This is a genomic window from Bradyrhizobium sp. LMG 9283 (assembly GCF_045571415.1).
GTDB lineage: Bacteria > Pseudomonadota > Alphaproteobacteria > Rhizobiales > Xanthobacteraceae > Bradyrhizobium.
The window spans coordinates 6,554,640-6,579,582 of sequence record NZ_CP120691.1 but is presented as its reverse complement, the minus strand read 5'-3'; the positions used below and the strand labels follow the sequence as shown (position 1 = coordinate 6,579,582).

Genomic DNA, 24,943 nt, shown 5'->3' with positions numbered 1-24,943 from the left:
AGTGACATTATGGAGCGGGGCGGCTCCGACTGTCCTGCGGTTGCTCGGGGACCGGTGCACAGCGCCGGTCCCCATTCTTATGGGCGAGCGCTGAGAGCAAGAGTCGGGCCGGGAAGGGTTTGAACCGTCGGGATCAGAGGAGAGCGCCTGGTGGTTCGACCCATTCCTGCTCTCCGAAAGAAATCCTGCCATGACCGAATCTCTCGCCAGCGGCGCTGTCGCCGCGCCGCTCTCAATGCGTGCCGCTGCAAGTCTCACCTCCGCCGCCGTCAGGGCCGCGCGACAGCTTCTGACCGAACTCGAACGCGGCCGGCGCATCGATGCCGCTGTTCTGCGTAGCGCCATGGAGGCTGCCTACGGCGCCTCGGACGCAGCCGGCGCCTGGAATTGGAAGACCGGCTATGACGTGTGCGAGGCGGCAACCGTTCTGTTCCTTCGCAAGTTCGGCCCGGCCATACGGGCCAGGGCTGGCTCGACGGCTGCCATGCTGCCGATGCTAGCGAAAGTCGCGAACTGTCTGCCGACCCACACGCGGCGTTCCGATGACAGTCAGGCGCTCCAACAGTTCTCGACGCCGATCCCCCTTGGGCTGGCTGCATGCACCGCAGCCGGCATTACATCCGCCGATCGCGTTCTGGAGCCCTGCGCGGGGACCGGTTTGCTCGCTATCTTTGCCGAGCTCGCCGGGGGCGCCTTGGTGTTGAACGAGTTGGCCGAGGCCCGCGCGGAGCTTCTCGAGGATCTATTCACCAACGTTAAAGTCACGCGGTTTGACGCAGCTCAGATCGACGATCACCTCAATGCGAGTGTCGTACCAAGCGTCGTCCTGATGAACCCGCCGTTCTCGGCGCTGGCGAATGTCGATCGACGGATGGCGGATGCGGCTCTCCGCCACATCGCTTCGGCGCTCGCGCGTCTTTGCGACGGCGGACGCCTCGTCGCCATCGCTGGCGCAAGCTTCTCGCCGGATAACCCGGCATGGCGAGATCCCTTTGTGCGGCTCCAGGAACGCGGGCGGGTGGTGTTTTCTGCGGCCATCGATGGCGCCGTTTACGCGAAGCATGGCACTCAGACTGATACGAGGCTGATTGTCATCGACAAGCTGCCCGCTGCCAATCCGGCGGTTTTTCCTGCCTCGCCGGGAAGGGCGGCCAATGTCGCGACCTTGCTTGGCTGGGTAAACCAGCATGTGCCTCCACGGCTACCCGTCGCATCACCATCGGAAATCGTTGCTATCGGCCGGCCAGCAATGCCGCGTTCGACCGGCGCCGTTGCACCGCGCCCATCGTCCTCTTCGAGAGACGCTGGGCCAGAAGGCGTCGAACTTACGTACGAGACGATCGAATGGTCGACGCCGGAAGGTGCCGGGCTCACCGACGCGCTCTATGAGGAATACGGACTACAGTCGATCTGCATTCCCGGATCATGCGCACATCCGACCAAGCTCGTGCAGTCTGCCGCGATGGCGTCCGTTGCGCCACCGAAGCCATCCTACCGGCCGCGCCTGCCGGCCAATGTCATGGACGACGGAGTTCTGTCGGATGCTCAGCTGGAGAGCGTCATCTATGCCGGCGAAGCGCATTCCGAATTCCTGGCAGGCTCCTGGACGGTCGACACGACCTTTGATGTTGTGGCCGCCGCGCGCGACGACGCCGAAAATGCCGTGCGCTTTCGCCGCGGCTGGTTTTTGGGCGATGGCACCGGGGCGGGCAAGGGGCGGCAGGTCGCGGGGATCCTGCTCGATAACTGGCTCAAGGGTCGCCGCCGTGCGGTCTGGATCAGCAAGTCCGACAAGCTGATCGAGGACGCGCAGCGCGACTGGTCCGCACTCGGAATGGAGCGGTTGCTGGTCACACCGCTGTTCCGGTTTCGTCAGGGCACCCCGATCCGGCTTGCGGAAGGCGTCCTATTTACCACCTACGCCACGCTACGGACCGACGAGCGTGGCGAAAAGCTTTCGCGTGTCAGGCAGATCGTTGAATGGTTGGGCTCGGACTTCGACGGAGTGATCGTCTTCGACGAGAGCCACGCCATGCAGAATGCGGTGGGGGGCAAGGGAGAGCGCGGTGACCAGGCGGCCTCTCAGCAGGGGCGCGCGGGCCTGCGGCTCCAGCACGCGCTGCCGAATGCCCGCGTAGTTTATGTGTCGGCGACCGGCGCCACCACGGTCCACAACCTGGCTTATGCCCAACGCCTCGGCCTTTGGGGCGGCGCTGACTTCCCGTTCGCCACCCGTGCCGAGTTCGTCGAAGCGATCGAGGAGGGCGGGGTCGCGGCCATGGAGGTGCTGGCGCGCGACCTCAAGGCGCTCGGTCTCTACGCCGCCCGCTCATTGTCCTATGAGGGCGTCGAGTACGAGCTCGTTGAACACCACCTGACGCCGGAGCAGGTTCGCATCTACGATGCCTATGCCGGTGCGTTCAGCGTCATCCATAATAACCTCGATGCGGCGATGCGAGCCACCAACATCACCGGCGCAACGGGAACGCTGAACGGGCAGGCCAAGTCTGCGACACGCTCCGCTTTCGAAAGCGCGAAGCAGCGCTTCTTCGGCCACCTCCTGACTTCGATGAAGACCCCGTCGCTGGTCCGATCGATCGAGCGCGACCTTGATGCTGGCCACGCCGCTGTTATCCAGATCGTGTCGACGGGCGAAGCGCTGATGGAGCGCCGGCTCGCCGAGATCCCGACTGAAGAGTGGGGCGACGTCCAGGTCGACATCACGCCGCGCGAGTATGTCCTCGACTATCTCGCCCACTCCTTTCCGGTGCAGCTCTACGAGCCCTTCACCGACTCGGAGGGCAATCCCTGCTCCCGGCCTGTCTATCGCGACGGCCAGCCGGTCGAGAGCCGGGAAGCCGTCGCACGACGCGACCGCCTCATCGAGAAGCTTGCATCACTACCGCCGGTACCTGGGGCACTGGATCAGGTCATCCAGCGCTTCGGCACCGAACTGGTCGCCGAGGTGACGGGCCGCTCGCGCCGCATCGTTCGCAAGGGCGACCGGCTGGTGGTCGAAAACCGCGCCGGTTCGGCCAATCTTGCTGAGACCTCGGCGTTCATGGACGACGTCAAGCGCATCCTCGTGTTCTCCGACGCCGGGGGCACGGGGAGGAGCTACCATGCCGAACTGTCGGCCCGGAATCGCCGTTTGCGGGTCCACTACCTGCTCGAGCCCGGCTGGAAGGCCGATGCCGCGATCCAGGGCCTCGGCCGCACAAACCGGACCAATCAAGCGCAGCCGCCGCTGTTTCGTCCCGTTGCGACCGACGTCAAGGCCGAGAAGCGCTTTCTCAGCACGATTGCCCGCCGGCTCGACACGTTGGGGGCCATTACGCGCGGTCAGCGCCAGACCGGAGGGCAGGGCCTGTTCCGGCCCGAGGACAATCTTGAGAGCCAGTACGGACGTGATGCGTTGCGTCAGCTCTACACGTTCCTCGCGCGAGGCAAGGTCGACGGCTGCTCGCTCGAGAGGTTCGAGGATGCGACCGGCCTGAAGCTGACGGGTGCCAATGGGCTCAGGGACGACCTGCCCCCGATCACGACCTTTCTGAACAGGTTACTCGCGCTCACCATCGGCCTACAGAATGTCCTGTTCACCGCCTTCGAGCAGCTCCTGACCGCTCGGATCGAGGGCGCGGTCGCGTCGGGTACCTACGACGTTGGGCTGGAAACGCTCCGCGCCGAAAGCTTTCTCGTTACAGACCGGCGGACCATCTATGTCCAACCGGGTACCGGCGCCGAGACTCGGTTGCTCACGATCACCCAACGTCAGCGCAATCATCCCGTGAGTCTGGATGACGCTCTTGCTCGTCTTTCCGACCGTCAGGCTGTTCTGCTGGCCAATGAGCGCTCGGGACGAGCCGCCGTGCAGGTCCCCGCGGCGAGCGTCATGCTCGATGACGGCGAGATCGGGCAGCGCGTCCGCCTGATCCGGCCGATGGAGCAGCACAAGGTCCCTCTAAACATGATGGCGGAAAGCCATTGGGTCGAAGCAGACCGTGAGCCCTTCACCGCCGCCTGGCTGGCGGAGCTTGCCGAGGTGCCCGAGTTCACGGAAAGCACCATCCACGTTGTGGCGGGCTTGCTGCTACCCATCTGGAAGCGGCTGCCGAACGAATCGACCCGCGTCTATCGTCTCCAGACCGACGCGGGCGAACGCATCATCGGCCGCAAGGTCTCGGTTGCGTGGGTCGCAAACATCCTGGCGACCGAGGCGCCTTCGCTGACGCCGGACGCTGCCTTTGCCGCGCTGATACAGCGACGGACTGTCCTTGATCTTACCGAGGGTCTCCAGCTTCGCCGTGTCCGGGTGATGGGCGCTTACCGCGTCGAGCTGTCGGGATTCAACGACACGATGCGGGATCGCCTTCGGGCTTACGGCCTCTTTGGGGAGATCATCTCCTGGAAGCTCCGCATGTTCGTACCCACGGACGCGACCGGCATCGAGGTCCTATCGAGGGTGCTCGATAAATATCCGGTTACGAGCGTCAGTGAGCGGGAGGCCGCGTGATGTCCGGCGATGTCTCCGAGCTGGCACGCCGCCTCGCGCGCGAGGCCGAGGCGGTGTGCCGATACTATCTCTCCAATGGCAAGCGGGCGGGGCGGTACTGGGTGGTCGGCGACGTCCACAACACGCCGGGCCGCTCCTTGTTCGTGCGGCTTCAGGAATCGCCGAAGGGCGCCGCCGGCAAGTGGACCGATGCCGCGACGGGGGAGCATGGCGATCTCCTCGACATCATTCGCGAAAGCCTGGGCTTCCGAGACTTCCGCGAGGTCGCGGAGGAGGCGAGGCGGTTTCTGAAGCTGCCTCGTCTGGAGCCGCAACTCGCTCCGAAAACCGTTCATCGAGTAATGCCAGCCGGATCGCAGGAAGCTGCCCGTCGGCTCTTTGCAATATCCAGCCCGATTGAAGGGACGCTAGCCGAGACGTACTTGCAGCGCCGTGGGATAACCCGCATCCACCATGCTGGCAGCCTTCGCTTCCACCCGCGTTGCTACTACCGGCCGGACGAGCAATTGCCGACCGAAACCTGGCCGGCAATGATAGCCTCCGTCACCGACCTTGAGGGACAGATCACCGGCGTGCACCGCACCTGGCTCGATCCAGATGGTTTTGATCGCGTACGGCTCGGTAAGGCTCCGATCGACACGCCACGTCGGGCTATGGGCGACCTGCTCGGCAATGCCGTTCGGTTCGGCGTGGTCGAGGACGTGCTCGCTGCCGGCGAGGGGATCGAGACCATGCTATCACTGCGTTACGTGCTTCCGACGTTGCCGATGGCGGCCGCGCTTTCGGCCAATCATCTCGCAGCGATATTGCTGCCATCTGGCCTGCGACGTCTCTATATCGCCCGCGACGACGATGCCGCGGGAGATGGAGCACAGGCTCTTCTCGCCAAGCGCGCAGAAGAGTTTGGCGTTGAAGCGATCGCGCTGTCGCCTCGCCTTGGTGACTTCAATGAAGATCTGCACATCTTCGGCCTCGACGCCCTGCGAACTGCGCTGCGGATTCAACTCGCACCAGAGGACGTCGTCCGCTTCCTGCATTCGTCAACGGTAGCCGCAGAATAGCTCTGCGTATTCGATCGGCGTTGCTAGATCGGTCAAAACGAGGCCACTGCCGGAAGAGGACGCGACCTGGCCTTCTAGAGGGCGATCGGACGGCAAGCGGCTCGTGCCGCCAATGGCTACGTCCGGCTATTTTCCGCCGCGCGCCGGCAATGGGAAGACACGTTATCTATCTGGTCGGCGCGCTTTGCATCGCGAAGCAAAATAGCCGGCCTCCGCCATCCTCCGCTGCCGCTTCGGCCCTCCGCGCCGCTCCGGGTTCTGGCCCGCTCCGCCCGCCGTCTTAGTGATCGCCACGAAGGCCGCAATGGGCGCGGCCGATCCGGCAAAGGACTTCTTCCATGACCAATCACGACGACATCGAACCGCCGCACACCTCTTCTTCAACTGACCACGTCCTCACCGAACCGCAGCTCTTTGGCTACCGCCCATTCGACGACCAGCCCGATCCACGGCCACTTCCCGAGGACAAGATCATCGCCGGGGCCGTCGCTGATATCTTTGATGCCTTGGTCGCGACGTTGAGTGATACGCGGCTCGAGCCAGACCTTGACGATCTGCTCTGGTCGGCCGTCAACCTGTTCCATCGTGCCGTCGACCGCATCGAACGCCAACTCGATGATAACGAACAGGCGCAGCAGAAGAGCCAGCGCGAGCAGGACGGCTCCGAAGTGCGATCGGTCGAACTCGAGCGTGTCACGGCCGAAGGCATCACGTTGATCGAGCGCCGCAATTGCCTGGAACTCTTCCGTGACCAGGCCATCGAGCGGTTTGAGACACACACCGGCTCATTCTGGCGCCCCCGATCGGGATCGCTGGTGCACCACCGCACGCTGACCGCAGCGATGATCGACTCCCGCGACTTCATCGCGGCCAAGCGCCGCGCCCAGACCGAGGTCATGCTGCCCTCAGGGCCGAAGATCGCACTCACGGGTGGGCTCGACTTCAACGATCACCACCTCATTTGGGATCGCCTCGACAAAGTTCACGCCAAGCATCCCGACATGGTCCTGCTCCATGGCGGCTCCCCGAGGGGCGCAGAACTGATCGCATCCAAATGGGCCGCCACCCGCAAGGTGCCTCAGATCGCCTTCAAGCCCGACTGGACGAAACATGCCAAAGCAGCACCGTTCAAGCGCAACGATGCCATGCTCGAACTGCTGCCGATCGGCGTCATGCACTTCCCGGGCACGGGCATCCAGGACAACCTCGCCGACAAGGCGAAGCGCCTCGGCATCCCGGTCTGGAGGTTCGGCGGCGCGTGAGCGCCGTCCTCTTCACTTCTAGACGATCAAAGCGAAGTTGCATGCGCCGCAACTCCGCCTCGTTTCGGTCTCATATCCAGAGTTGCGCCGTGGTGGTGGTGGAAGGCGCAACTGGTACATCTATGCACATGGAGCCACCACCATGCTCGCCCTTGGGCTTGTTCTCAACACACTCGGAATCGGTTTGTTCTGCTGGGCGATTTTCGCGCTCACCGTGTACGTCCTGCCGTTTTTCGTCGCGCTGAGTATCGGGATGACGGCGTTTCAGAGCGGTGCCGGCCTCATCGGCGCGTTGCTTCTCGGAACGGCCGGCGCCGCGTTGACGCTTGTCCTTGGTCAGGTCGCCTTTGCTGTTACTCGGTCCTCGGCCTTGCGCATCGTGGTCGCGACAGCATTCGCTATTCCCGCCGCCGTCGCCGGCTATCACGTGGTGTTGGCCGTGTCCCAGATCGGGGTGCCTTCGCTGGCTTGGAGTGAGGTCTTCGCTTGCCTCGGCGCGGTTTGCATTGGCGTTACGTCATGGACGCGCTTGATGGTTTTGGCGGAGGCCCGCCCGCTGGAGCCGGGTGGGGTTGTGGAGAAACCGTCCTAACCAGTTCTTACGGCCGCATGGTCCGAGGGATGACCGTTTCCCGCCTTCATCTTCGGACAGGTGCGCGTAGATCGGCGCGTCGAACGGGGATAATCGAAACGTGAACGCGGGAGAGGCAGTCCCCCTCGGAACTCCCTCGATCAAGCTGCCGGAATTCGGTCTGGCCCACTCAGCCGCGGCAGAGCGGTGTTACCTCGATCCCCTCCTTGGAGACGATGCCGCCCTTTGCAGGAGATTGTTTCTCTTTCTGCGCTGAATCGTTCCGACCTCTTGTTCACCAAAACCGAGATAGCCACGCTTCTCCGTAAGATTGTGGTTCAGCACGCGGACGCACGTGGCCTCGTTGATGGCTTGATCTGGCCGAAGACCGGCTTCGCCTCGATCGTCTGAGCCGCAACGCCGTTGATGCGACTTTCTTCCCCTGGGCTTCGCCCATTCCTCGCGAGACAAGAAAGTCGCCACAACGACGTCCTCCGCTGCGCTCCGGCCCGAGCGGGTGCGTCGCCGATCGTCCTCGGCCCTAGATCGCCATCGAGGCCGCGGTGGTCGCGGGCTCGAAACACAACAGGAGAAGTGACATGGCTAACATCGGTTCTTTCAAGAAGGTCGGTAACGATTTTCAGGGCGAGATCGTGACCCTGAGTCTGAAGGCCAAGGGCGTCCGCATCGTCGCCGAGACCAGCCGATCCAACGAAAACGCTCCCAGCCACCGCATCTATGTGGGTCGCGCGGAGATCGGCGCGGCCTGGTCTAAGCGCTCCGAAGAGGGCCGCGACTACCTCTCGCTCAAGCTCGACGACCCCTCGTTCAACGCGCCGATCTACGCGAACCTGTTCGACGACGAAGGCGGTGAAGGCTACACCCTCCTGTGGTCGAGGCCGCGCAAGAACGGTGAGTAAGATTCGCTCAATCAAGCCCCGTCCGAACAGATCGGACGGGGTTCTTAAAAGCCCCCCACAGTCTTTACGTCGTGTATCTAGGCATGCAGCCCTTGCTCAGGATACCCGGACATACAAAGTGGACGAGACCACCAAAACGATCCACGTCAATATTGAAACGAGTTCGTTTCCGAATTTGGTCGGAGCGCCAAATCAACGGCGGATCGTGCAATGGATCACGAACGAAGAACTGAAGTTTACAAATCCGCCTACCCGGCCGGCACTACTTGGAGCTAGCATTCCAACGGGCGAAATGACGCTCCAAGCAGCCGTTTGCCCCCCGGGCGTTAGGGTGCTTCTCGCATAGCAGCCATGGACCGCTCCTCGCCTCGGCGAAACTGCGCCCTGCCTGACGGAGGTCCGCTCATCGCGACGAAGCGGACCAGATTTGCTCAATCTGAGTTTTCGCATTGTGACCCATCTGCGACATAGGCAGCATCGAAATCCCGCAGCGCAGCAGTCTCCTGCTGTAGCCGAGGTGTGTTATGCTTCCAGTCGGAAGCACGGAGGGACCGGGAGTGAACCGGCGCTCATGCATCATGCTGCTCGGCGGCGCGGCGGCTTGGCCGCTCGCAGCGCGTGCGCAGCGAGGCGGGAAGGTCTATCGCCTCGGGATTCTGGAGCCAATACCGGCGGCACGGAACAGCGCCAACCTCGAGGCTCTGCGCAAAGGTCTGCGCGATTTCGGTTATTTCGAAGGAAGCAACTTGATCATCGAGTATCGGTCGGCCGATGGTCGGGCCGAGCGGTTTCCGGATCTCGCATCCGAATTGGTTGGCCTCAAAGTCGACCTGATCCTGGCGAGAGGCACTCCTGCCACCACGGCGGTTCAGAACGCGACCGGAACGATTCCAGTAGTCATGATGACAATGGGCGGCCCCGGTGCGATCGTACCGAGCTTCGCGCGGCCGACCGGCAACATCACGGGGGTGATTACTTTCAGCACCGAACTGACAGCGAAACGGGTTCAGGTTCTCAAAGAACTGGTTCCTGGCCTCACGCGAGTTGCGTTGCTTCACAACATGGGCAATCCAGCTGTCCCAGCCGAATGGGAAGAGACAAAGATAGCGGCACGCTTGCTGGGTCTCGAGGCTGAGCTTCTTGACGTGCGGAACGAGAGTGACCTGAGCCACGCATTCGAACAGGTGGTGCGACGGCATATCGACGGCCTCGTCGTTGGGGCAGACGGCCTCACCCAAATGCATCAACAAATGATCGTTGAATGGGTAGCCCGCAACCGTGTGCCCACCATCTTCCCAGCCCGCGAATTCGTCGAAGCCGGGGGACTGATCGCCTACGCCGTAAACTATCCTGACCTCTATTTCCAGCTCGCAGCCTTCATCGACAAGATCTTCAACGGCGCAAAGCCAGGCGATTTGCCGGTGCAACAGCCTACCAAGTTCGAGTTGGCGATCAATCTTAGGACCGCAAGCGCGCTCGGCCTCGAAGTCCCGCCGACGCTGCTAGCCGGGGCCGACAAGGTGATCGAATAGAGGACCTGCTTGCTGCGTGCATTAGTCGGGAATTGGCCCATGGCGTCGGTCGGCGCAGTGCAGCAGCAGGTCTGGAGCCGGGAGTAGAGCCGAAGTAATCGCCTCCGGTGCAGATCGGCCGTTGAGGTCCGCTGTTAGTGCACTCGGGCGACCCTTACCGACGCTTTAGGGCGGCGTGGGCTGGCGATACTCATCTTCCAGCAGCGCGGAATCGGGCGCGAGCAAGCTCTGCTGGTCATAGCTCGCGCTCCATCGCTGGATGCTTGCGGTTCCTCACTTTGATCCAATAGCGACAGCGACCGCCCTCATAAAGACGGTCCCGCCGCCTCGATACCAGCCCTTCAAGTCCTAGCTTGCAAGCAGCGGGAAACAGATCAGCCCCAAGCTCGTCACGTTCGCTCGGTCAGGCTACCCTGCTCTCTGTTAGGGCTGACCGTTCAGCCGGTCCTTGAACTTGATCACCGTGATCTCACGCTTGCCGTTGCTATGCAGCATGCCGACAATGCTGATGTCCCCGTTTGGCAACACGGCACATTTCGGCAGGCCTTGGTGCAGATTGAAGCAATCGCTCTCGAACTGCGCCCGGTCGTCGGGGTCAATCCGGGTCTGCACTTTCGGCCGGGTGCGGTGCACTTCACAGGCGAACACGTACTCCCGCGCATTATCCCTGAAGCTCATCCGCTCCAGCCACACATCCTGGGCCGTGGCGCAGGTTTGGTCAGTCAGGGGGTGGCTGACCGCCCCGATCAGATGGGCGGTGGTGTAAACCACCAGGAACATGCTGCTCATCGCCTTCTCTCCATTGCCCCAGCGGCCGATCCCGCACAGCTCTCCTGTCATGCGGTAATCGGCGTGCACCGCCTGTTGCTCTCGGAGGCACTGTGCAACAGAGGCTTGCATGTCTGCCGAGAATTGCGCCGATGATATCGGCTCGACCGTGCGCTATGCCCTTAGAGACGAGCCGGGCAATCGCGCGTCAAGAGGATTGCTCGCCATGGACATCGAGCGCGTATTTACTCAGCGCCGTTCGTGATCCCATTCCGTGGAAGTGAAGGAACTATTTCGAGCATTGCGTTGTGAAAGCGTGTTTGCTGTCCCATGCCGGGAAACGGCACGCCATATCGTGGGGCATTGCTCCCAGCCGCCTTTGCGGGCGCCTCGGCAATGCTCTTGATACTGATGAGCATAGAAACGATCGCGAGAGGTTGATAGGCAGCAATTCGATCTCGTAGGCCGTCCATGGCAGCGAGACACGTCGCCTTGCGCTCGGTAGGAGACAATTTGTCCACGGGCGTGAGTACGAGGTCATCGAGGAACCAGCCGTATGCCTTGAATCGATTCAAAAACTCTATGTCGGCCGGGCCGAGCGCTGCCTCTGTGGCGCGCTGCATGTGCCGTAGCATGGCGTTCTTGCCAAGATAGAAAAAATCGCCACTGGCTGGCGCGCTCTCACCGACGAACAGCGTAGTAATTCGGTCTGGACGATAGCTCGCCCGGATAAACTCAACGTCCATCATTCTTTTAGCCGCATCTCGAAAGTGTGGGCGATTGATCGTGATCTGCGCAACGCGGTACTGCGACGGCTTTCATGAGCCGCGTGTCGCTAAGAGCTGGGGAGCTGCACATTTCCAGCCTTCAAGGCATTGGCTCTACGGGTCGCAACAGCCTTGCGCGCGGCCTCGCTACGCAACTTCGCTGCGGCGTTTGCCGCTCGTGTAACAGCGGCCTTTTTGCCAGCGTCTTTCATGAAAGCGTTAGTTCGCTTACCCTTCATCTCTTGCCAGTGAGCGCGTTGTACCTTCAGTGCGGCAAGCGAAAACAGGCCAACGTCGTACATCCAGTGATGGTGATTGCACAGCCATGCGAGGTTTTCTGGATCGTTGTTTGAAGCCTCGTGATCGAGATGGGCGAGCTCCTGACCGATAGTATGGCCGCACAAGCAGCACCCCGGATAGGGATAGGCGGCTTTCGCAATTTGCCTAGCCTCGCCTTGGTTCCGCACTCTCTTGATCATATGTAGCTCCCTTAGGAAAAGCTAAGCTATGCGCCGTACAGGATACCTTGGAATTACAGCTGCGGCTTCATCGTGTGTGATGACACGTTGGAAATTGCCGATCCGTTCGTCTGAAAGAGTATCTTCACCACAGAAGAGGACGGTGACCCAGTCATGATGCGGATTGACAGTCGGTCGCGTGGAATACGTTCTTGAGAAGCACTCGGCTCTCAGTGGATAAGCCTCAGGCTGTCCAAATTTAAATGCCTCGTACTCATGCTTGAACTCGACATGCATGGCCAAGACCTTGGCAGATCGAGAGCGGAGGAAGAAGATCGCGTCAGACTCTAAGCCTTTGCTACCTTCAATCCTGCAAGTGCAACGAGCATCCTTTCCACACCAGTAATTCGCCCAAAAAGGCTGCTTCATTTGGCCCTTCTGCCAACGCCTCTTACGCTGCTCATCGATGAGAATGTCAGCGCCACGATATTGAACCTCGGCTGACGTGCCGGCGACCAGCCAATCCCTGATCGTCTGTGAGGAGAAGACACCTTCTGCAATCGCGTCTAAGTATGGCTGGGCTGTTGACGAATATGGGGGCAAGGGGGCACTCCAATTATAGCTCGTAATTGTCGGTTCTTGCGCAGCCAAACTAACCTCAAGCTCCCTGATCTGCTCGATCAGCAGTTCTACGATTTCATCGTAGTCGGCTGGCGATAGCGTGTTCACGCCGGGCACGGCCATCTGGTCTCGGAGAATGGCCGCCATCAAGGCTTTGACGCTCATGCGTCCTCATCGGAAAATGGATCGTCATAAAATCTATCTGAAGTAGATGCCAAAGATCGCGGATCTGCAACGGCCGTAAAATTACGGGCGCCACGTAGCCGCGACGAACTTCGCAGTGCAGCACGGGTTGCCGAGTACCATCTTATTGGCGGACCTTCGCTTTGGGTACTTTCCGCATTGACGCCGATGTCGCAGGAATATCAACTCGGCGCCATGAAGGAAATGCAAGCCCAACTCAACCTGCTCCGCGCGCAAATCGCTGAATGCGAGCGACTTCAGATGGTTGCAAAAAATCAGACTAAGCGCGACCTATATGCGAGACTGCTCGTGCGCTACCGGGCCATCGCCACTGAGCTGGAGCATGCGATAGCAAATCTACCATCTTTCGACACCCTCCTACGCCGCACGACCCAAGAGTTGCTTCCTAAAGAGGAGAAGTAACGCCACGCACGACCGGCTAAATCATCTCAGGTTCGCGGAAGAACAAAGTGCGCCTCGGCCTTAAGTTCTGAATTGAGCGATGGGCCAATGCTGGCTTAGTAAACGCACTGTCGGACCCAGTAGCCACCGCTCACCCGTATCCACTGGCATGGGCTCGGCGGGGGCTCTTTGATGATCGGCCACCCGTGAATATCGATGTTTGTTGGCGCGGTGATGCCGCGCCAAAAGACAGCATTCGCTTCGGAGGAATGGAAGACCAAAGCTCCGGCGAAGCAGGTAGCGGCTACACAGCACAGCAGGAAACGGCTCATTTGTCTGATCCCGGTGAGACGTTGAACCCTTGCCGATGCTACGCGAGCCGCCGGGTTTTATCCACACCCACGACGAGCAGTCTGCCGCTTCGGGGGCACGCCCCAACGTACAGTTACCGACCGTTGGCGCTACGTTGCGTTGCCAAGTGCGCGTTTGTGAGATCGGGCGCCTCGCTCGAATTCGGGTCCTTCGAAACAGTTCGTTAGCTTTCTTGTGGCTAGCTGGGGGTGTGCCGATTACCGCCGATTGCGGCACATTGGAATGGGAATGCCGGCCCCGGCTGTTTACCCCAACCTGCGGCTGGGGCCGTTTTGAACTTTCGCTGCATCGTTCAACCCGGTCCATAACCATGTTTAGAGGCATTGCCATCGCGCTATTTGGAATGGGCATCTTTTCGCAGCTTGATCGAGCGTTCTTCTATGGCCGCCATACCGACGCCGCGCTCAAGCTTGCGCGGGAGATTGGCCGAGGCTTTGGGCTGTAGGTCCGCCGCGCTGCGCTGAAGATCGCGCGGGGACTACTTCTTCAACAGCAGTCCCAACGTTCGCGCCATGCGCCTCACCGATCCGGCGTGGCGGCCAAGTTCGGCGGCTATCCTCGATGTGCCAAATCCCTGCCGGGCGAGCCTGACTAATCGTCGGACCTCCTGCTCGGCCCATTGCTTTGGCTTCGGTGTTTTCATGATGCGGCGCTCACGTGCACCAGTTAACCAGTGAGCCGAGCAGCCAACACTTGGGAAATTTACGGGTGGGCTTCCTGCCTGAGGCCGGCCCTCACCGCTGAACGGCATTTTCGATGCTTGTCGGCTGACGGCCGTGCACCGGGCGTAGGGTTGCGTTTGCCACGACGCCGCTTGTGACCCTGGCTGTGTGGAAACGCAGCGGTGCTGGTATGATTCTCTCGTGATTCTGCGGGGGAATTGATGAGGCGCTTCGTTGCGGGGGCGGATCGTGGGCAATGGACGCTATTGCCCGAGTGCCTCGATGATTTCATTGACGAGAGCAATCCTGTTCGCGTGATCGACGTGTTTGTCGATGCGCTCGATTTGGCTGAGATGGGCTTTGAGGGGGTGGAGCCGGCGGCGACCGGCCTGCCGTCGTATCATCCCTCGGTTCTCCTGAAGCTTTACATCTACGGCTATCTGAACCGAGTGCAGTCGAGCCGGCGGCTCGAACGAGAGGCCGGACGCAATGTCGAGGCCATGTGGCTGCTGGGCCGGCTCGCACCTGATCACAAGACGATCGCGGACTTCCGCAAAGACAATGGCCTGGCGCTCCGCAAGGTATGCGCACGCTTCGTCGAACTCTGCCGTGAAATGGGTCTCCTCGCGACGTCGAGCGTCGCCATCGATGGCAGCAAGTTCAAAGCGGTGAACAACCGGGACAAAAACTTCACACGGGCGAAGGTGGAACGGCGGCGCGCCCAGCTGGAGGAGAGCGTCGCGCGCTATCTGAGCCAACTTGACACGGCCGACCGGCAGGAGCCGAGCGAGGCGCTGGCGGCGAAGGTGACGAGGCTGACCGAGAAGCTGACGAAGCTGAAGGAAGAAATGGGCAAGCTTGCCGTCTACGAGAAGCAGATGCTTGCGTCACCCGACCAGCAAATCTCGTTGACCGATCCCGACAGCCGCTCGATGGCGACAAGCGGCCGGGGCTCCGGCACCGTCGGCTACAACGTGCAGGTCGCCGTCGACACCGAGCACCATCTAATCGTGGCGCACGAGGTGACGAACAGCGGCTCAGATCGGGCACAACTCGCCAATATGGCCAAGCAGGCGAAGGCTGTTCTCGAGACCGAGACGCTCGAAGCCGTGGCCGATCGCCGCTACTTCAACAGCCCGGAGATCCTCGCGTGCCACGAGGCCGGCATCACGGTAACTCTGCCCAAGCCGCTGACGTCGGGTGCCAAATCGGAGGGGCGCTTCGGTAAGCAAGACTTTGCCTATTTGCCAGAGGAGGACGTCTATCGCTGTCCGGCTGGGGAGCGATTGCCGTATCGCTACACAAACGAAGAAGACGGCAAGATGCTGCGGCGCTACTGGACCACTGCCTGTCAAAATTGTGCGCTCAAATCGCAGTGCACGACAGGGCCAGAGCGGCGAATTACACGATGGGAGCACGAGCATCTGCTCGAGGCTGTGCAGCAGCGCCTTGACGCAAACCCAGAAGCCATGCGTCAGCGTCGGGAGACGGTCGAGCATCCGTTCGGCACGATGAAGGCCCGCATGGGAGCGACACACTTCCTCACCAAAACGCTCCTGGGCGCAGGCTCGAATAGCCCTTCCGCTGAGGGGTATCAAAATCGCCCCCTCAATATTCGGCATCCCCCTCCGAGATCTTGCTTCTCCATGATGACCGCACACGCGCCGGCATAGCCGTGCGTGGTGCACTGTCCTCTTGGAGTTCTCAAATGCCCGATCCGATGGCCGGTCTTCCCCCGCGCTTCCTGCGTACACCTGAGGCCGCGCGCTATCTTGGCCTGTCCGGCCGCACGCTCGAGAAACATCGCACGTACGGTACCGGACCGACGTATCGGAAGATTGGCGGACGTGTCGTCTACGCCGTGGATGACCTGAAAGCCTGGGCCGACCGCGGCGCCAAGACCTCGACGTCCGACCCCGGCAAGGGGACTGTGCTGCCGGCCAAGAAGCATCCCGCGCTGCGCCCGTATGCGGGCCAGGAACGTCGCTGATGTCAGCGTGAGAACAGTGATCATGCGGCGCAGACACCATTCCGAGCGCGAGCAGCTTGAGCTCTTTCGGGCGCTGCCCGGCGATCTTGCGCCTCGCGACGCGCAGGATCTGATGGCCTATCCGTTCTTCTCACTTGCAAAAACAAAGCGAACCGTGCCGATCGATTTCCGTGCCGGCGCGATCGCAATTCGTGTTGAAGCGGTGCCGGAACACGGCATGGCGACCATTTGGGATGCAGACGTTTTGATCTGGGCTGCGTCCCAGATCGTCGAAGCCCGTGACGCGGGCTTGAAGACCTCGCGCTTGATGGCTGCAACACCTTACGAGATCTTGACGTTCGTGGGCCGCGGCACCAGCGCGCGCGACTATGACCGCCTGAAGGCAGGTCTTGACAGACTTCAGTCAACGACCGTGCTAACGTCGATCCGCCAGCCGACAGAACGACGGCGACACCGCTTCTCCTGGATCAACGAGTGGAAGGAGACAGCCAATGCAAATGGCCGATCATTTGGGATCGAGCTGATCCTGCCGGATTGGTTCTACGCTGGCGTCATCGACGACGCGCTCGTGCTGACGATCGATCGCGCCTATTTCGAGCTCACGGGCGGGCTTGAGCGGTGGCTCTACCGCCTCGTGCGTAAGCACGGTGGACGTCAGGGTGGCGGCTGGAGCTTTGACCTTGTGCACCTCCATGCCAAGTCCGGCATCATCTCGCCGCTCAAGCACTTTGCTTACGACGTACGTCAGATCGTCCAGCGGCAGACATTGCCCGGCTATCAGCTCGTGCTCACGCGAGACCGGAACGGCAGCGAGCGACTGAACTTCGCGCCAACGCCTGTTGATCCCTTAACGGCACGCTTGCGCCGTCGCGGTCTCATTCCAACTTCGGAGGACAACCTGTGAATCAGCTCGTGCTATCGGGGACCGCAACCCTCGTGCTATCGGGGACCCGATCCTCGTGCTATCGAGGACCGGAATCGACCTTAAGGCCTTGTTTCTCCGCACTTTCCGGCCGCTCTAACTTTACTAACATACTGACACTAACTTCTTGTTGTGAATCAGTACGTTGTGAACAAGTCGGCCGCGCGTGCAACGAGGATGCCTCATGCATCCACTCTCACACGCGCAAAGCTTCGCTGCAATGCGATTCTTGTCGCCAATGCACGCGCGCCAACGCGATCGCGCGCAAGTCTACGCGATCACTGACGTCAACATCATCGCCTGGTGCGCGTCACATCCTTTTGCAGCCACTCGCTCGTCGAGGAGAACTCGCTAACATTCGTGGTTGGCACGACGGCCACCACAAGCCGGAATCTGAGGAGAGGGCGGTCAGGCTAACCAGCGCCGTGCTTGATGGCTTCAAACGCCGTCATGAAGCCGCCGGCAAGAAAAGTTGCGATCTCACCCAAATCCCCGTCTCCTCGGGAGACGCTGCTCCGCCGTGGCGGAAGGAAAAGGCGCGCGTGGAAGCGGCCGGGTCGCGGAGGCCCTTACATCGCCGCAGCGACCCGGCCGCGCTTGCCGCCGGCGCCAAACCGGAAGGTCGTGCCACTGGTCCAGATCTTGTGCAGCAGCACGGCGAGCGCGCGCGCCACGGCGGTTGCCGCGCGCTTCAAACCCTTCTTCCTGGCCAGCCGCAGGCCCCACAGCCGCAGCTTAAAGTTCTTCGGAATGCGCGTCAGGATCGCGATCGCGGCCTCGTAGAGCATCGCCCGCGTCAGCTCATCGCCGCATTTGGAGATGCTCCCGATCCGATCAGTTTGTCCGGATTGGTGGCGCCGTGGCGTCAAGCCGAAATGGGCGCCGACATTGGTCGACTTCTTGAATCGTGCGGGATCGTCGACGGTCGCGCGGAAGGTCAGCGCCACGAGTGCGCCAACACCGGGCACCGTCATCATCCGCCGCACAGCATTGTCGCTGCGCGCCGCTGCCAGCGCCAGGCGCTGCAGCTTTGCCAGCTGCAGCCGCATCGCGCTTCTAGCGTCCAGCAAAGGTGCCACAATGGCCTCCAAATCCCTCTTCCCGGCCATGATCTCGCGCACCCGCACGTCAAAGCGGCCGCCCGAGATTTCGCCGACCTTCAAGCCAAACGGGCGCAACAGGCCGCGGATCATGTTCTCCATATCCAGCACCTTGCCGAGCAGCGCCTTGCGTCCGACCAGCAGCGCCCGCAACGTTTGCGCGCGTTCCGATTTGACATGGACCGCAGGGAACCAGCCGGTCCGCATCATCTGCGCGATGCCCTTGGCGTCGTTGCGATCGGTCTTGTTCAGCATCGCGTTCAACGCCGCCTTGGCATGCTGGGTCTCGATGCAAGTCACGGGCAGGCCCTTTTAGGCGAGCGCCGTGTACAGCCAGGCGCTGTACGAGAACGCTTCCAGCCCGACGCGCTTCAGATGGATTCCCCACTCCGCCAGGAACAGCTCGATCGCGTCCGGATCGGTGTCGAGTTTCACCTCCCGGACGATTTTGCCGTCGCCATCCACCACGCAAACGTTTGTCGCCGCCAACGATACGTCGAGCCCTGCATAGAAGTCCATCGTTCGTCTCCACCGCCAACCGCCGGAACGCACCGCGCGTTCCGTTTGCGAATCGTTGCGAGGCATCATCGCCGCAATGCGGCCGCCGAGGGGGCACAAGTCAGTACCCCGGCTAACCAGAAATCCTTCGGATTTCTTCTAACGGAGCAGGCCGAAAGCCGCGTTGGCGGCGCTCGGCAACGGCAGTCCGATAGGCCCGCCTGCCTTTGCAGGCCACAGACTCTCTCCACCGAGCCCCAGGCTCACGGTTGCCAGCTCCAGCGTCGGGGAGCCGGCGCATGAGCGATCTCACGGAAGTGGAAGTGTTGTGGCTCGAGAAGCGGATCGAAAACCGCATTCGGTTCGGCCGCGTAGTCGAGGAACGCAAGATCGATCGTCACCGGCGTGTCCTATCATTTACGCCCGGCAGTATCTTTGCCTTCGTCCGTTGGACGTCCAACGACTTCGGCGCGATCATTTCGCGCATCGACATCTTGCGCGCGGTCGCACCGGGGCAGCGCTGCTCGACTGTACCGTATGTGAAGCCAGGCGGAGAGATTCTGCTGCGGCTCTCCGGTTGGCCAAAGGTCGAAAGCGTGCTGCAGATGGTCGGCGCCATTGAGTCGCTCGGCATCGATCCGGCTGACGTCGCGCCTGATCATTGGCATCACGTTCATAACCGCCTGTCCGTCAACGAAAACCCGCGTCCGTATACGAAAGCGCGCCATCAGGCCTGGCTTCACCGTCAGAGGATAATGCGATGACGGGCCGCATGAAGACGCTGACCGCGACGTTTGGGGCGGCTGCCGCGATCGTCGCGACGCTCGCTCTGGAGCCGCTTCCGCTCTACATCTGGAACGCATCCGCGAGCGTGCCGATCGGTCTCTACCGCTTACGACCGACGAAGAGCTTCCATGTCACCGAGCTAGTCGCCGTTCAGCCGCCCGAGCCGCTTGCGACCTTCCTCGATTTGAACGGCTATCTGCCGGTCGGCGTCCCCATGCTCAAGCGGATCTTGGCACTGCCAGGTCAGACGGTCTGCAGAATCGGGCTCACGATTTCGGTCGATGACATTGCAATGGGCGTGGCGCGGGATCGGGACGGACGCGGCCGGCCGCTGCCGAAGTGGCAGGGCTGTCGCGTCGTCGGAGACGGCGAGCTCTTTCTCATGAACTGGCAGTCTCACGACTCTCTTGATGGCCGATATTTTGGATTCTTGCCGGCGTCGGCAGTGATCGGCCGTGCGCTGCCCGTGTGGACGTGGGAGGAGTGATCGTGCGTGTTCCACGCTCTCACCCCGCCATTCCTCTGTTCGATCGATTGCGAGATCATTCCGCCGCCTCGATCAACGTCTGCAAGGCCGGCGCGTGCGGCGGCAGTCCAGGGCGGCCGCATGGCCGGCGCGAAGCGGCTTTACCCTGGACGGGCGCGAGCACGACGGCATGCTTGGCTCGGTCGGGCGTGCGTGTTTGGGCTGTCGTATCGCTGCTGCTTATTTTCGCTGCGTCGGACAGTGCCGCTCTAGCCCAGAGTGGGTCGGCGTCGGCTCAAGCGGTTGCTCGGGCAAGCAACCCGTTTGCAGCTTTTGTCCACGAAGCCTCGAATCGTTTTGCAATTCCAATTAACTGGATCGGTTCGGTCATCAGCGTCGAGAGCGCTGGAGACGTGCACGCCAAGTCGACAAAAGGCGCAATTGGATTGATGCAGATCATGCCGGCGACTTGGGCGGAACTTCGCGAGCGCTACGATCTCGGGAACGACCCCTACGACCCGCACGACAACATTCTGGCCGGCACGGCTTACTTGCGCGAACTGCTCGATCGGTATGGCTCGCCTGGCGTGTTTGCCGCCTACAACGCGGGACTATCTCGCTATGAAGAACATCTCGCAGGCGGCCCTTTGCCAGACGAGACGCGAGCATACGTCGCAAGTCTTGCAAATCTGCTTGCCATCGAACTGCCGCCGAGGTGGACCTCCAGCGGACAGTCATCAGCAGCTGCGACGCTATTCGTCACGCGATCCGATCTCATGAAAACGCGCGATCGGTTGCTGGCGCTCGTGCCGTTGAGCGGCGCCTCGACTGCAATCTCGGCGCCCGATGTTTCGCCCATGGTCCCTCGGCCAATTGGCGTGTTCGTCCCTCGATTAGATTCAGGAGTATCGCAATGACCAAGTGTGCGGGTTCGCAAGCTGATGGCGTATGGGCGATGCCTTCGGCCCGCGCTCTACTCGTCGCTTCGCTCCTCACCGAGCCACCCTCCGGGTGTCTCGGCCCTTCGGGTGACGATCGCTATCGCAAGCGCGCGGAAGCAGTGAGGGCTTCGCGAGTTGGCTGCCAAGTCGCTGCGGCTCTGTCGGGAACCGGCGACCGGGAGACCACGACGGCAGGACGGCGAGATAAAAGGGACTCGCCGGTCGAACCGCAAGCCATTGGCATGGCTTGGGTTCTGGCGTGCCGGTCGGTCGGCGCGCGTGCCGCGCCTTTCATTTTAGCGAATGCAATCAAGGGCGTTTGCGGCACCGTAGGTGCTTTTGATCGTTGGGAGGCCTTGCCGTGAGCGTGCGCGACAGCGACCTGCGCATTCGGCCGGGGCGCATCCGCAGTACCCGTGCGCCGAAGCAAAAGAGCTTCATCAACCAGGTGCTACGTGCCGCGAAGAAAGCCGGTCACACCTCGGGGCAGGCCGCGCCTGGCAGACGCTCTGCGGCTTATGGGCGCTCGACGTTTGGCCGTGGGCGCCTCGCCTTTAGCCGCGCCAGATTGTTCAGTCCGACCCGGCGCGTCGTGGTGAAGGCACGCGTGGTTCGTCACAAAGGCCGAGCCTTCCGTTCAGCACCGCTGACGGCCCATCTCTCGTACCTGAAACGCGACGGCGTGACTCGGACCGGCGACCGAGCCGAGATGTTCGATGCCGGCGGCGACCGAGCCGATAGCGCGGCCTTCGCTGAGCGCTGCAAGGACGATCGGCATCATTTCAGGTTCATCGTCTCGCCTGAGGAGGGAGGCGAGATGACCGACCTTAGGGCCTTCACCCGCGACCTCGCCAAGCAGATGGAAGCTGACCTCGGCACGCGGCTCGATTGGTTGGCTGTCGATCATTGGAACACCGACAACCCTCACGTCCATCTTCTCGTTCGGGGCGTCGATGAGGAAGGGACGGATCTCGTGATCTCCCGCGACTACATCAGACAGGGCCTGCGCTCACGCGCCGAGGAACTGGTCGCCATTGAACTCGGTCCAAAGCCGGAGCACGAGATCCGCACTTCGCTGAAGAGGGAAGTCACGGCGGAACGATGGACGCGGCTCGATCGGGAGATCCGGCTGGCGGCAGATGAGACCGGCTACATCGATCTTCGCCCAGACAATCCCGGCAGCTCCAATCCCGAAATCCGGCGCCTGATGGTCGGTCGCCTCCAATACCTGGAGAAGATGGGCCTTGCCTCATCCGCCGCACCAGGGGAATGGATGGTCGGACTCGAAGCGGAGCGCAGCTTGCGCGACCTCGGCATGCGCAGCGACATCATCAAGACCATGCACCGCGCCTTTACCGAGCGTGGGGAAGCGCGCGGCGTTGCCGACTTCGTCATTGAAGGTGGACAGCCGACGTCCCAGATTATCGGAAGGCTGGTCGGCCGTGGATTGCATGACGAACTGACCGGCGAGGCCTACGCCCTGATCGACGGAACAGACGGACGTGCGCACCATGTGCGCTTCCGAGGCCTCGAGGCTTTCGAGCACGCACCGCCGATCGGCGGCATCGTGGAAGTGCGACGCTTCGGTCAAACCGGCGATCCGCGGCCAACCGTGGTGCTGGCTACCCGTTCCGATCTCGATCTTGCCGATCAGGTCACTGCTAAAGGAGCAACCTGGCTCGATCACAGGCTGGTCGAACGCGACTCCATGCCGCTCGCCCTGGGCGGATTCGGCCGCGAGACCCGCGACGCCATGGAAGCCCGTACCGAGCATCTGATCCAGCAAGGCCTGGCGCGGCGGCAGGGCCAACGCATCATCCTGCAGCGCGACCTCCTGAACACGCTGCGCCGACGTGAGCTGGACGAGGTGGCAGCAAAGGTCTCTGCCGCCACCGGCCTGCCTCACGTGAAGGCCGCGTCCGGGGAGCACGTGGCGGGCACGTATCGCCAGCGGCTGACTCTCGCCTCGGGGCGCTTCGCCATGATCGACAATGGGCTCGGCTTCCAGCTCGTGCCCTGGTCGCGCGATCTGGAAAAGAAACTCGGAAAACACGTCACCGGTGTCGTGAAGGACGGCGGTGGCATCGAATGGGGCTTTGGTCGCAAGCGCGACCTCGGCCTCTAGCAGTCTCTCCTATTCAGTTGCGGAAGGGCGTTTGCGATGTCCGGAACCAAAATCCTCTGGGGACAGGTGATCGTCGTCGGCCTGATCGTTTTGCTGGCCATCTGGGGAGCAACTGAATGGACTGCCTGGCGGCTTGCCTGGCAACCGGAGCTTGGGCGACCCTGGTTCGAACTGTCCGGATTCAAGGTCTACTACCCGCCGGTCTTCTTCTGGTGGTGGTTCGTCTACGATGCCTATGCGCCTCAGGTCTTTGTCGAGGGAGCCTTCATCGCGGCGTCCGGGACCTTCGTGTCGATCGCGGTGGCGATCGGCATGTCGGTGTGGCGCGCGCGCGAAGCCAAGAACGTCGAGACCTATGGTTCGGCGCGCTGGGCTGATGCGGAAGAGGTTCGAAAGGCGGGACTTCTTGGTCCGGACGGTGTGGTGCTGGGCAAGCTTGAGCGCGACTATCTCCGCCATGACGGACCGGAGCACGTCTTGTGTTTTGCACCCACTCGGTCCGGCAAGGGTGTTGGGCTCGTCGTTCCTTCGTTGCTGGCTTGGCCTGGCTCAGCCATCGTCCACGACATTAAGGGTGAGAACTGGCAACTGACCGCGGGCTTCCGCTCGCTGCATGGCCGCGTCTTGTTGTTCGACCCCACCAACCCAAAGTCGTCAGCCTACAATCCGCTCCTCGAAGTTCGGCGCGGGGAGTGGGAAGTTCGCGATGTCCAGAACGTCGCTGATGTCCTGGTCGACCCCGAGGGCTCGCTCGATAAGCGGAACCATTGGGAGAAGACCAGTCATTCGCTCCTGGTCGGCGCCATCCTCCACGTCCTCTATGCCGAGGCGGACAAGACCTTGGCTGGCGTGGCGGCCTTTCTGTCCGACCCGAAGCGGCCGATCGAGGCGACGCTGAAGGCGATGATGACCACCGCGCATCTGGGCGAGCAGGGCGCCCATCCCGTTGTCGCATCTACCGCGCGCGAACTCCTCAACAAATCCGAGAATGAACGTTCTGGCGTCCTGTCCACCGCGATGTCGTTCCTCGGACTTTACCGTGATCCGGTCGTGGCCCGGGTGACCTGCCGCTGCGACTGGCGAATAACTGATCTGATCGCCGATCGGCGACCGACGACGCTTTACCTCGTCGTGCCACCCTCCGATATCTCGCGGACCAAGCCCCTGATCCGGCTAGTGCTGAACCAGATCGGTCGTCGCCTGACAGAGGATTTGCACGCCCGCGATCGCAAGCATCGCGTCCTGATGATGCTCGATGAGTTCCCAGCACTTGGGCGGCTTGATTTCTTCGAGTCCGCGCTCGCCTTTATGGCGGGGTACGGCATCAAGAGTTTCTTGATCGCGCAGTCGCTCAATCAGATCGAGAAGGCCTACGGGCCCAACAACGCCATCCTCGACAACTGTCACGTCCGCGTCAGTTTCGCGACCAACGACGAGCGGACCGCCAAGCGGGTTTCCGACGCGTTGGGCACGGCGACCGAGATGCGGGCGATGAAAAACTATGCCGGTCACAGGTTGAACCCGTGGCTGGGGCACCTGATGGTCTCACGGCAGGAGACGGCGAGGCCACTGCTGACCCCCGGCGAGGTCATGCAGCTTCCGCCGATGGACGAGATCGTCATGGTGGCGGGCACGCCGCCGATCCGGGCGAAGAAGGTCCGCTACTACGAGGATCGGCGGTTCACCGAGCGGGTTCTGCCGCCGCCCGATCCGGGGAGCGCCAGCCGGTCGTCGCGAACGGACGGATGGTCAGCGCTTGGACCGTTGAAGCCAACGGGAGGCCCTGACAAAACCGCGGAAGCCGAGGAAGACAGAGCGAACAGCGGACTTCGTCGTGAGCCCGAGCTTCCCGATCACGTCGCGATCGCCAAGGAGACGACCGAACCGACACCAGCAGAGGAATTCGCTGCCGTCCTTGACGATGACGAGGATGCGGTCCGTCAGTCCCGGCTCATACGCCAGCAGATGCGAGGGGTCGCCCGTCAGGTCGCCCTTGACCCGAATGACGGGATGGAGCTCTGAC

18 protein-coding genes and 2 pseudogenes are annotated in these 24,943 nt (G+C 61.9%); 15 read left to right on the top strand and 5 right to left on the bottom strand.

Annotated features, from left to right (window positions below; all coding sequences use genetic code 11):
- Positions 1–190 precede the first annotated feature (190 nt).
- From P6U29_RS30945 to P6U29_RS30920, 6 genes are all read left to right on the top strand, one after another.
- A complete protein-coding gene (locus P6U29_RS30945; protein ID WP_407114137.1) occupies positions 191–4,513 on the top strand; it encodes a strawberry notch-like NTP hydrolase domain-containing protein in 4,323 nt (1,440 codons plus the stop codon).
- Positions 4,513–5,574 carry a toprim domain-containing protein gene (locus P6U29_RS30940; RefSeq protein WP_407114136.1) on the top strand — a complete coding sequence of 354 codons (1,062 nt, stop codon included), beginning with the start codon at positions 4,513–4,515 and terminating at the stop codon, positions 5,572–5,574. The genes P6U29_RS30945 and P6U29_RS30940 overlap by 1 nt, the downstream gene beginning before the upstream one ends.
- Positions 5,575–5,912: 338 nt before the next feature.
- Complete coding sequence (locus P6U29_RS30935; RefSeq protein WP_407114135.1) at positions 5,913–6,836, top strand: DUF2493 domain-containing protein; 924 nt, start codon at positions 5,913–5,915, stop codon at positions 6,834–6,836.
- Between the two features lie 142 nt (positions 6,837–6,978).
- Positions 6,979–7,428 carry a hypothetical protein gene (locus P6U29_RS30930; RefSeq protein WP_407114134.1) on the top strand — a complete coding sequence of 150 codons (450 nt, stop codon included), beginning with the start codon at positions 6,979–6,981 and terminating at the stop codon, positions 7,426–7,428.
- Between the two features lie 578 nt (positions 7,429–8,006).
- Complete coding sequence (locus P6U29_RS30925; RefSeq protein ID WP_407114133.1) at positions 8,007–8,327, top strand: DUF736 domain-containing protein; 321 nt, start codon at positions 8,007–8,009, stop codon at positions 8,325–8,327.
- Positions 8,328–8,884: 557 nt separating this feature from the next.
- Positions 8,885–9,859, top strand: coding sequence for an ABC transporter substrate-binding protein (locus tag P6U29_RS30920; protein ID WP_407114132.1), 975 nt, complete (start codon positions 8,885–8,887; stop codon positions 9,857–9,859).
- 423 nt (positions 9,860–10,282) lie between these two features.
- Here the strand turns inward: P6U29_RS30920 and P6U29_RS30915 are convergent, their stop codons facing one another.
- From P6U29_RS30915 to P6U29_RS30900, 4 genes are all read right to left on the bottom strand, one after another.
- On the bottom strand, positions 10,283–10,699 hold the full coding sequence (locus P6U29_RS30915) for a hypothetical protein (RefSeq protein WP_407114131.1): 417 nt from the start codon (positions 10,697–10,699) through the stop codon (positions 10,283–10,285).
- A gap of 173 nt (positions 10,700–10,872) precedes the next feature.
- A complete protein-coding gene (locus P6U29_RS30910) occupies positions 10,873–11,376 on the bottom strand; it encodes a hypothetical protein (protein ID WP_407114130.1) in 504 nt (167 codons plus the stop codon).
- Positions 11,377–11,462: 86 nt separating this feature from the next.
- Positions 11,463–11,873 carry a hypothetical protein gene (locus P6U29_RS30905; RefSeq protein WP_407114129.1) on the bottom strand — a complete coding sequence of 137 codons (411 nt, stop codon included), beginning with the start codon at positions 11,871–11,873 and terminating at the stop codon, positions 11,463–11,465.
- 21 nt (positions 11,874–11,894) lie between these two features.
- Positions 11,895–12,638 carry a hypothetical protein gene (locus tag P6U29_RS30900; RefSeq protein ID WP_407114128.1) on the bottom strand — a complete coding sequence of 248 codons (744 nt, stop codon included), beginning with the start codon at positions 12,636–12,638 and terminating at the stop codon, positions 11,895–11,897.
- A gap of 186 nt (positions 12,639–12,824) precedes the next feature.
- On the opposite strand from P6U29_RS30900, the gene P6U29_RS30895 reads away from it, so the two are divergent.
- The 4 genes and pseudogenes from P6U29_RS30895 to P6U29_RS30880 all read left to right on the top strand — a co-directional run bounded on the left by P6U29_RS30895 (position 12,825) and on the right by P6U29_RS30880 (position 16,986).
- Complete coding sequence (locus P6U29_RS30895) at positions 12,825–13,079, top strand: hypothetical protein (protein WP_407114127.1); 255 nt, start codon at positions 12,825–12,827, stop codon at positions 13,077–13,079.
- Between the two features lie 1,234 nt (positions 13,080–14,313).
- Positions 14,314–15,648 (top strand): annotated as a pseudogene (locus P6U29_RS30890) (IS1182 family transposase); the annotation flags it as partial.
- Between the two features lie 152 nt (positions 15,649–15,800).
- The gene (locus P6U29_RS30885) at positions 15,801–16,082 is read left to right on the top strand and encodes an AlpA family transcriptional regulator (RefSeq protein WP_008561544.1); all 282 of its coding nucleotides are present in this window, start codon (positions 15,801–15,803) and stop codon (positions 16,080–16,082) included.
- Positions 16,083–16,104: 22 nt separating this feature from the next.
- Positions 16,105–16,986 (top strand): replication initiator protein A, encoded by an 882-nt coding sequence (locus P6U29_RS30880; protein WP_407114126.1) that lies wholly within the window; start codon positions 16,105–16,107, stop codon positions 16,984–16,986.
- 587 nt (positions 16,987–17,573) lie between these two features.
- Here P6U29_RS30880 and P6U29_RS30875 read toward each other — a convergent pair.
- Positions 17,574–18,623 (bottom strand): annotated as a pseudogene (locus tag P6U29_RS30875) (IS110 family transposase).
- Positions 18,624–18,901: 278 nt separating this feature from the next.
- On the opposite strand from P6U29_RS30875, the gene P6U29_RS30870 reads away from it, so the two are divergent.
- The 5 genes from P6U29_RS30870 to P6U29_RS30850 all read left to right on the top strand — a co-directional run bounded on the left by P6U29_RS30870 (position 18,902) and on the right by P6U29_RS30850 (position 24,942).
- Positions 18,902–19,366 carry a DUF2840 domain-containing protein gene (locus tag P6U29_RS30870; protein ID WP_407114125.1) on the top strand — a complete coding sequence of 155 codons (465 nt, stop codon included), beginning with the start codon at positions 18,902–18,904 and terminating at the stop codon, positions 19,364–19,366.
- Positions 19,363–19,875, top strand: a complete 513-nt coding sequence (locus P6U29_RS30865) for a S26 family signal peptidase (protein WP_407114124.1) — start codon at positions 19,363–19,365, stop codon at positions 19,873–19,875. Before P6U29_RS30870 ends, P6U29_RS30865 begins: the two co-directional genes overlap by 4 nt.
- A 2-nt stretch (positions 19,876–19,877) precedes the next feature.
- Positions 19,878–20,771 carry a lytic transglycosylase domain-containing protein gene (locus tag P6U29_RS30860; protein ID WP_407114123.1) on the top strand — a complete coding sequence of 298 codons (894 nt, stop codon included), beginning with the start codon at positions 19,878–19,880 and terminating at the stop codon, positions 20,769–20,771.
- Positions 20,772–21,156: 385 nt separating this feature from the next.
- On the top strand, positions 21,157–22,920 hold the full coding sequence (locus P6U29_RS30855; RefSeq protein ID WP_407114122.1) for a relaxase/mobilization nuclease domain-containing protein: 1,764 nt from the start codon (positions 21,157–21,159) through the stop codon (positions 22,918–22,920).
- A gap of 36 nt (positions 22,921–22,956) precedes the next feature.
- Entirely contained in the window at positions 22,957–24,942 is a 1,986-nt protein-coding gene (locus P6U29_RS30850) for a conjugal transfer protein TraG (RefSeq protein ID WP_407114121.1), read from the top strand.
- Position 24,943 lies beyond the last annotated feature (1 nt).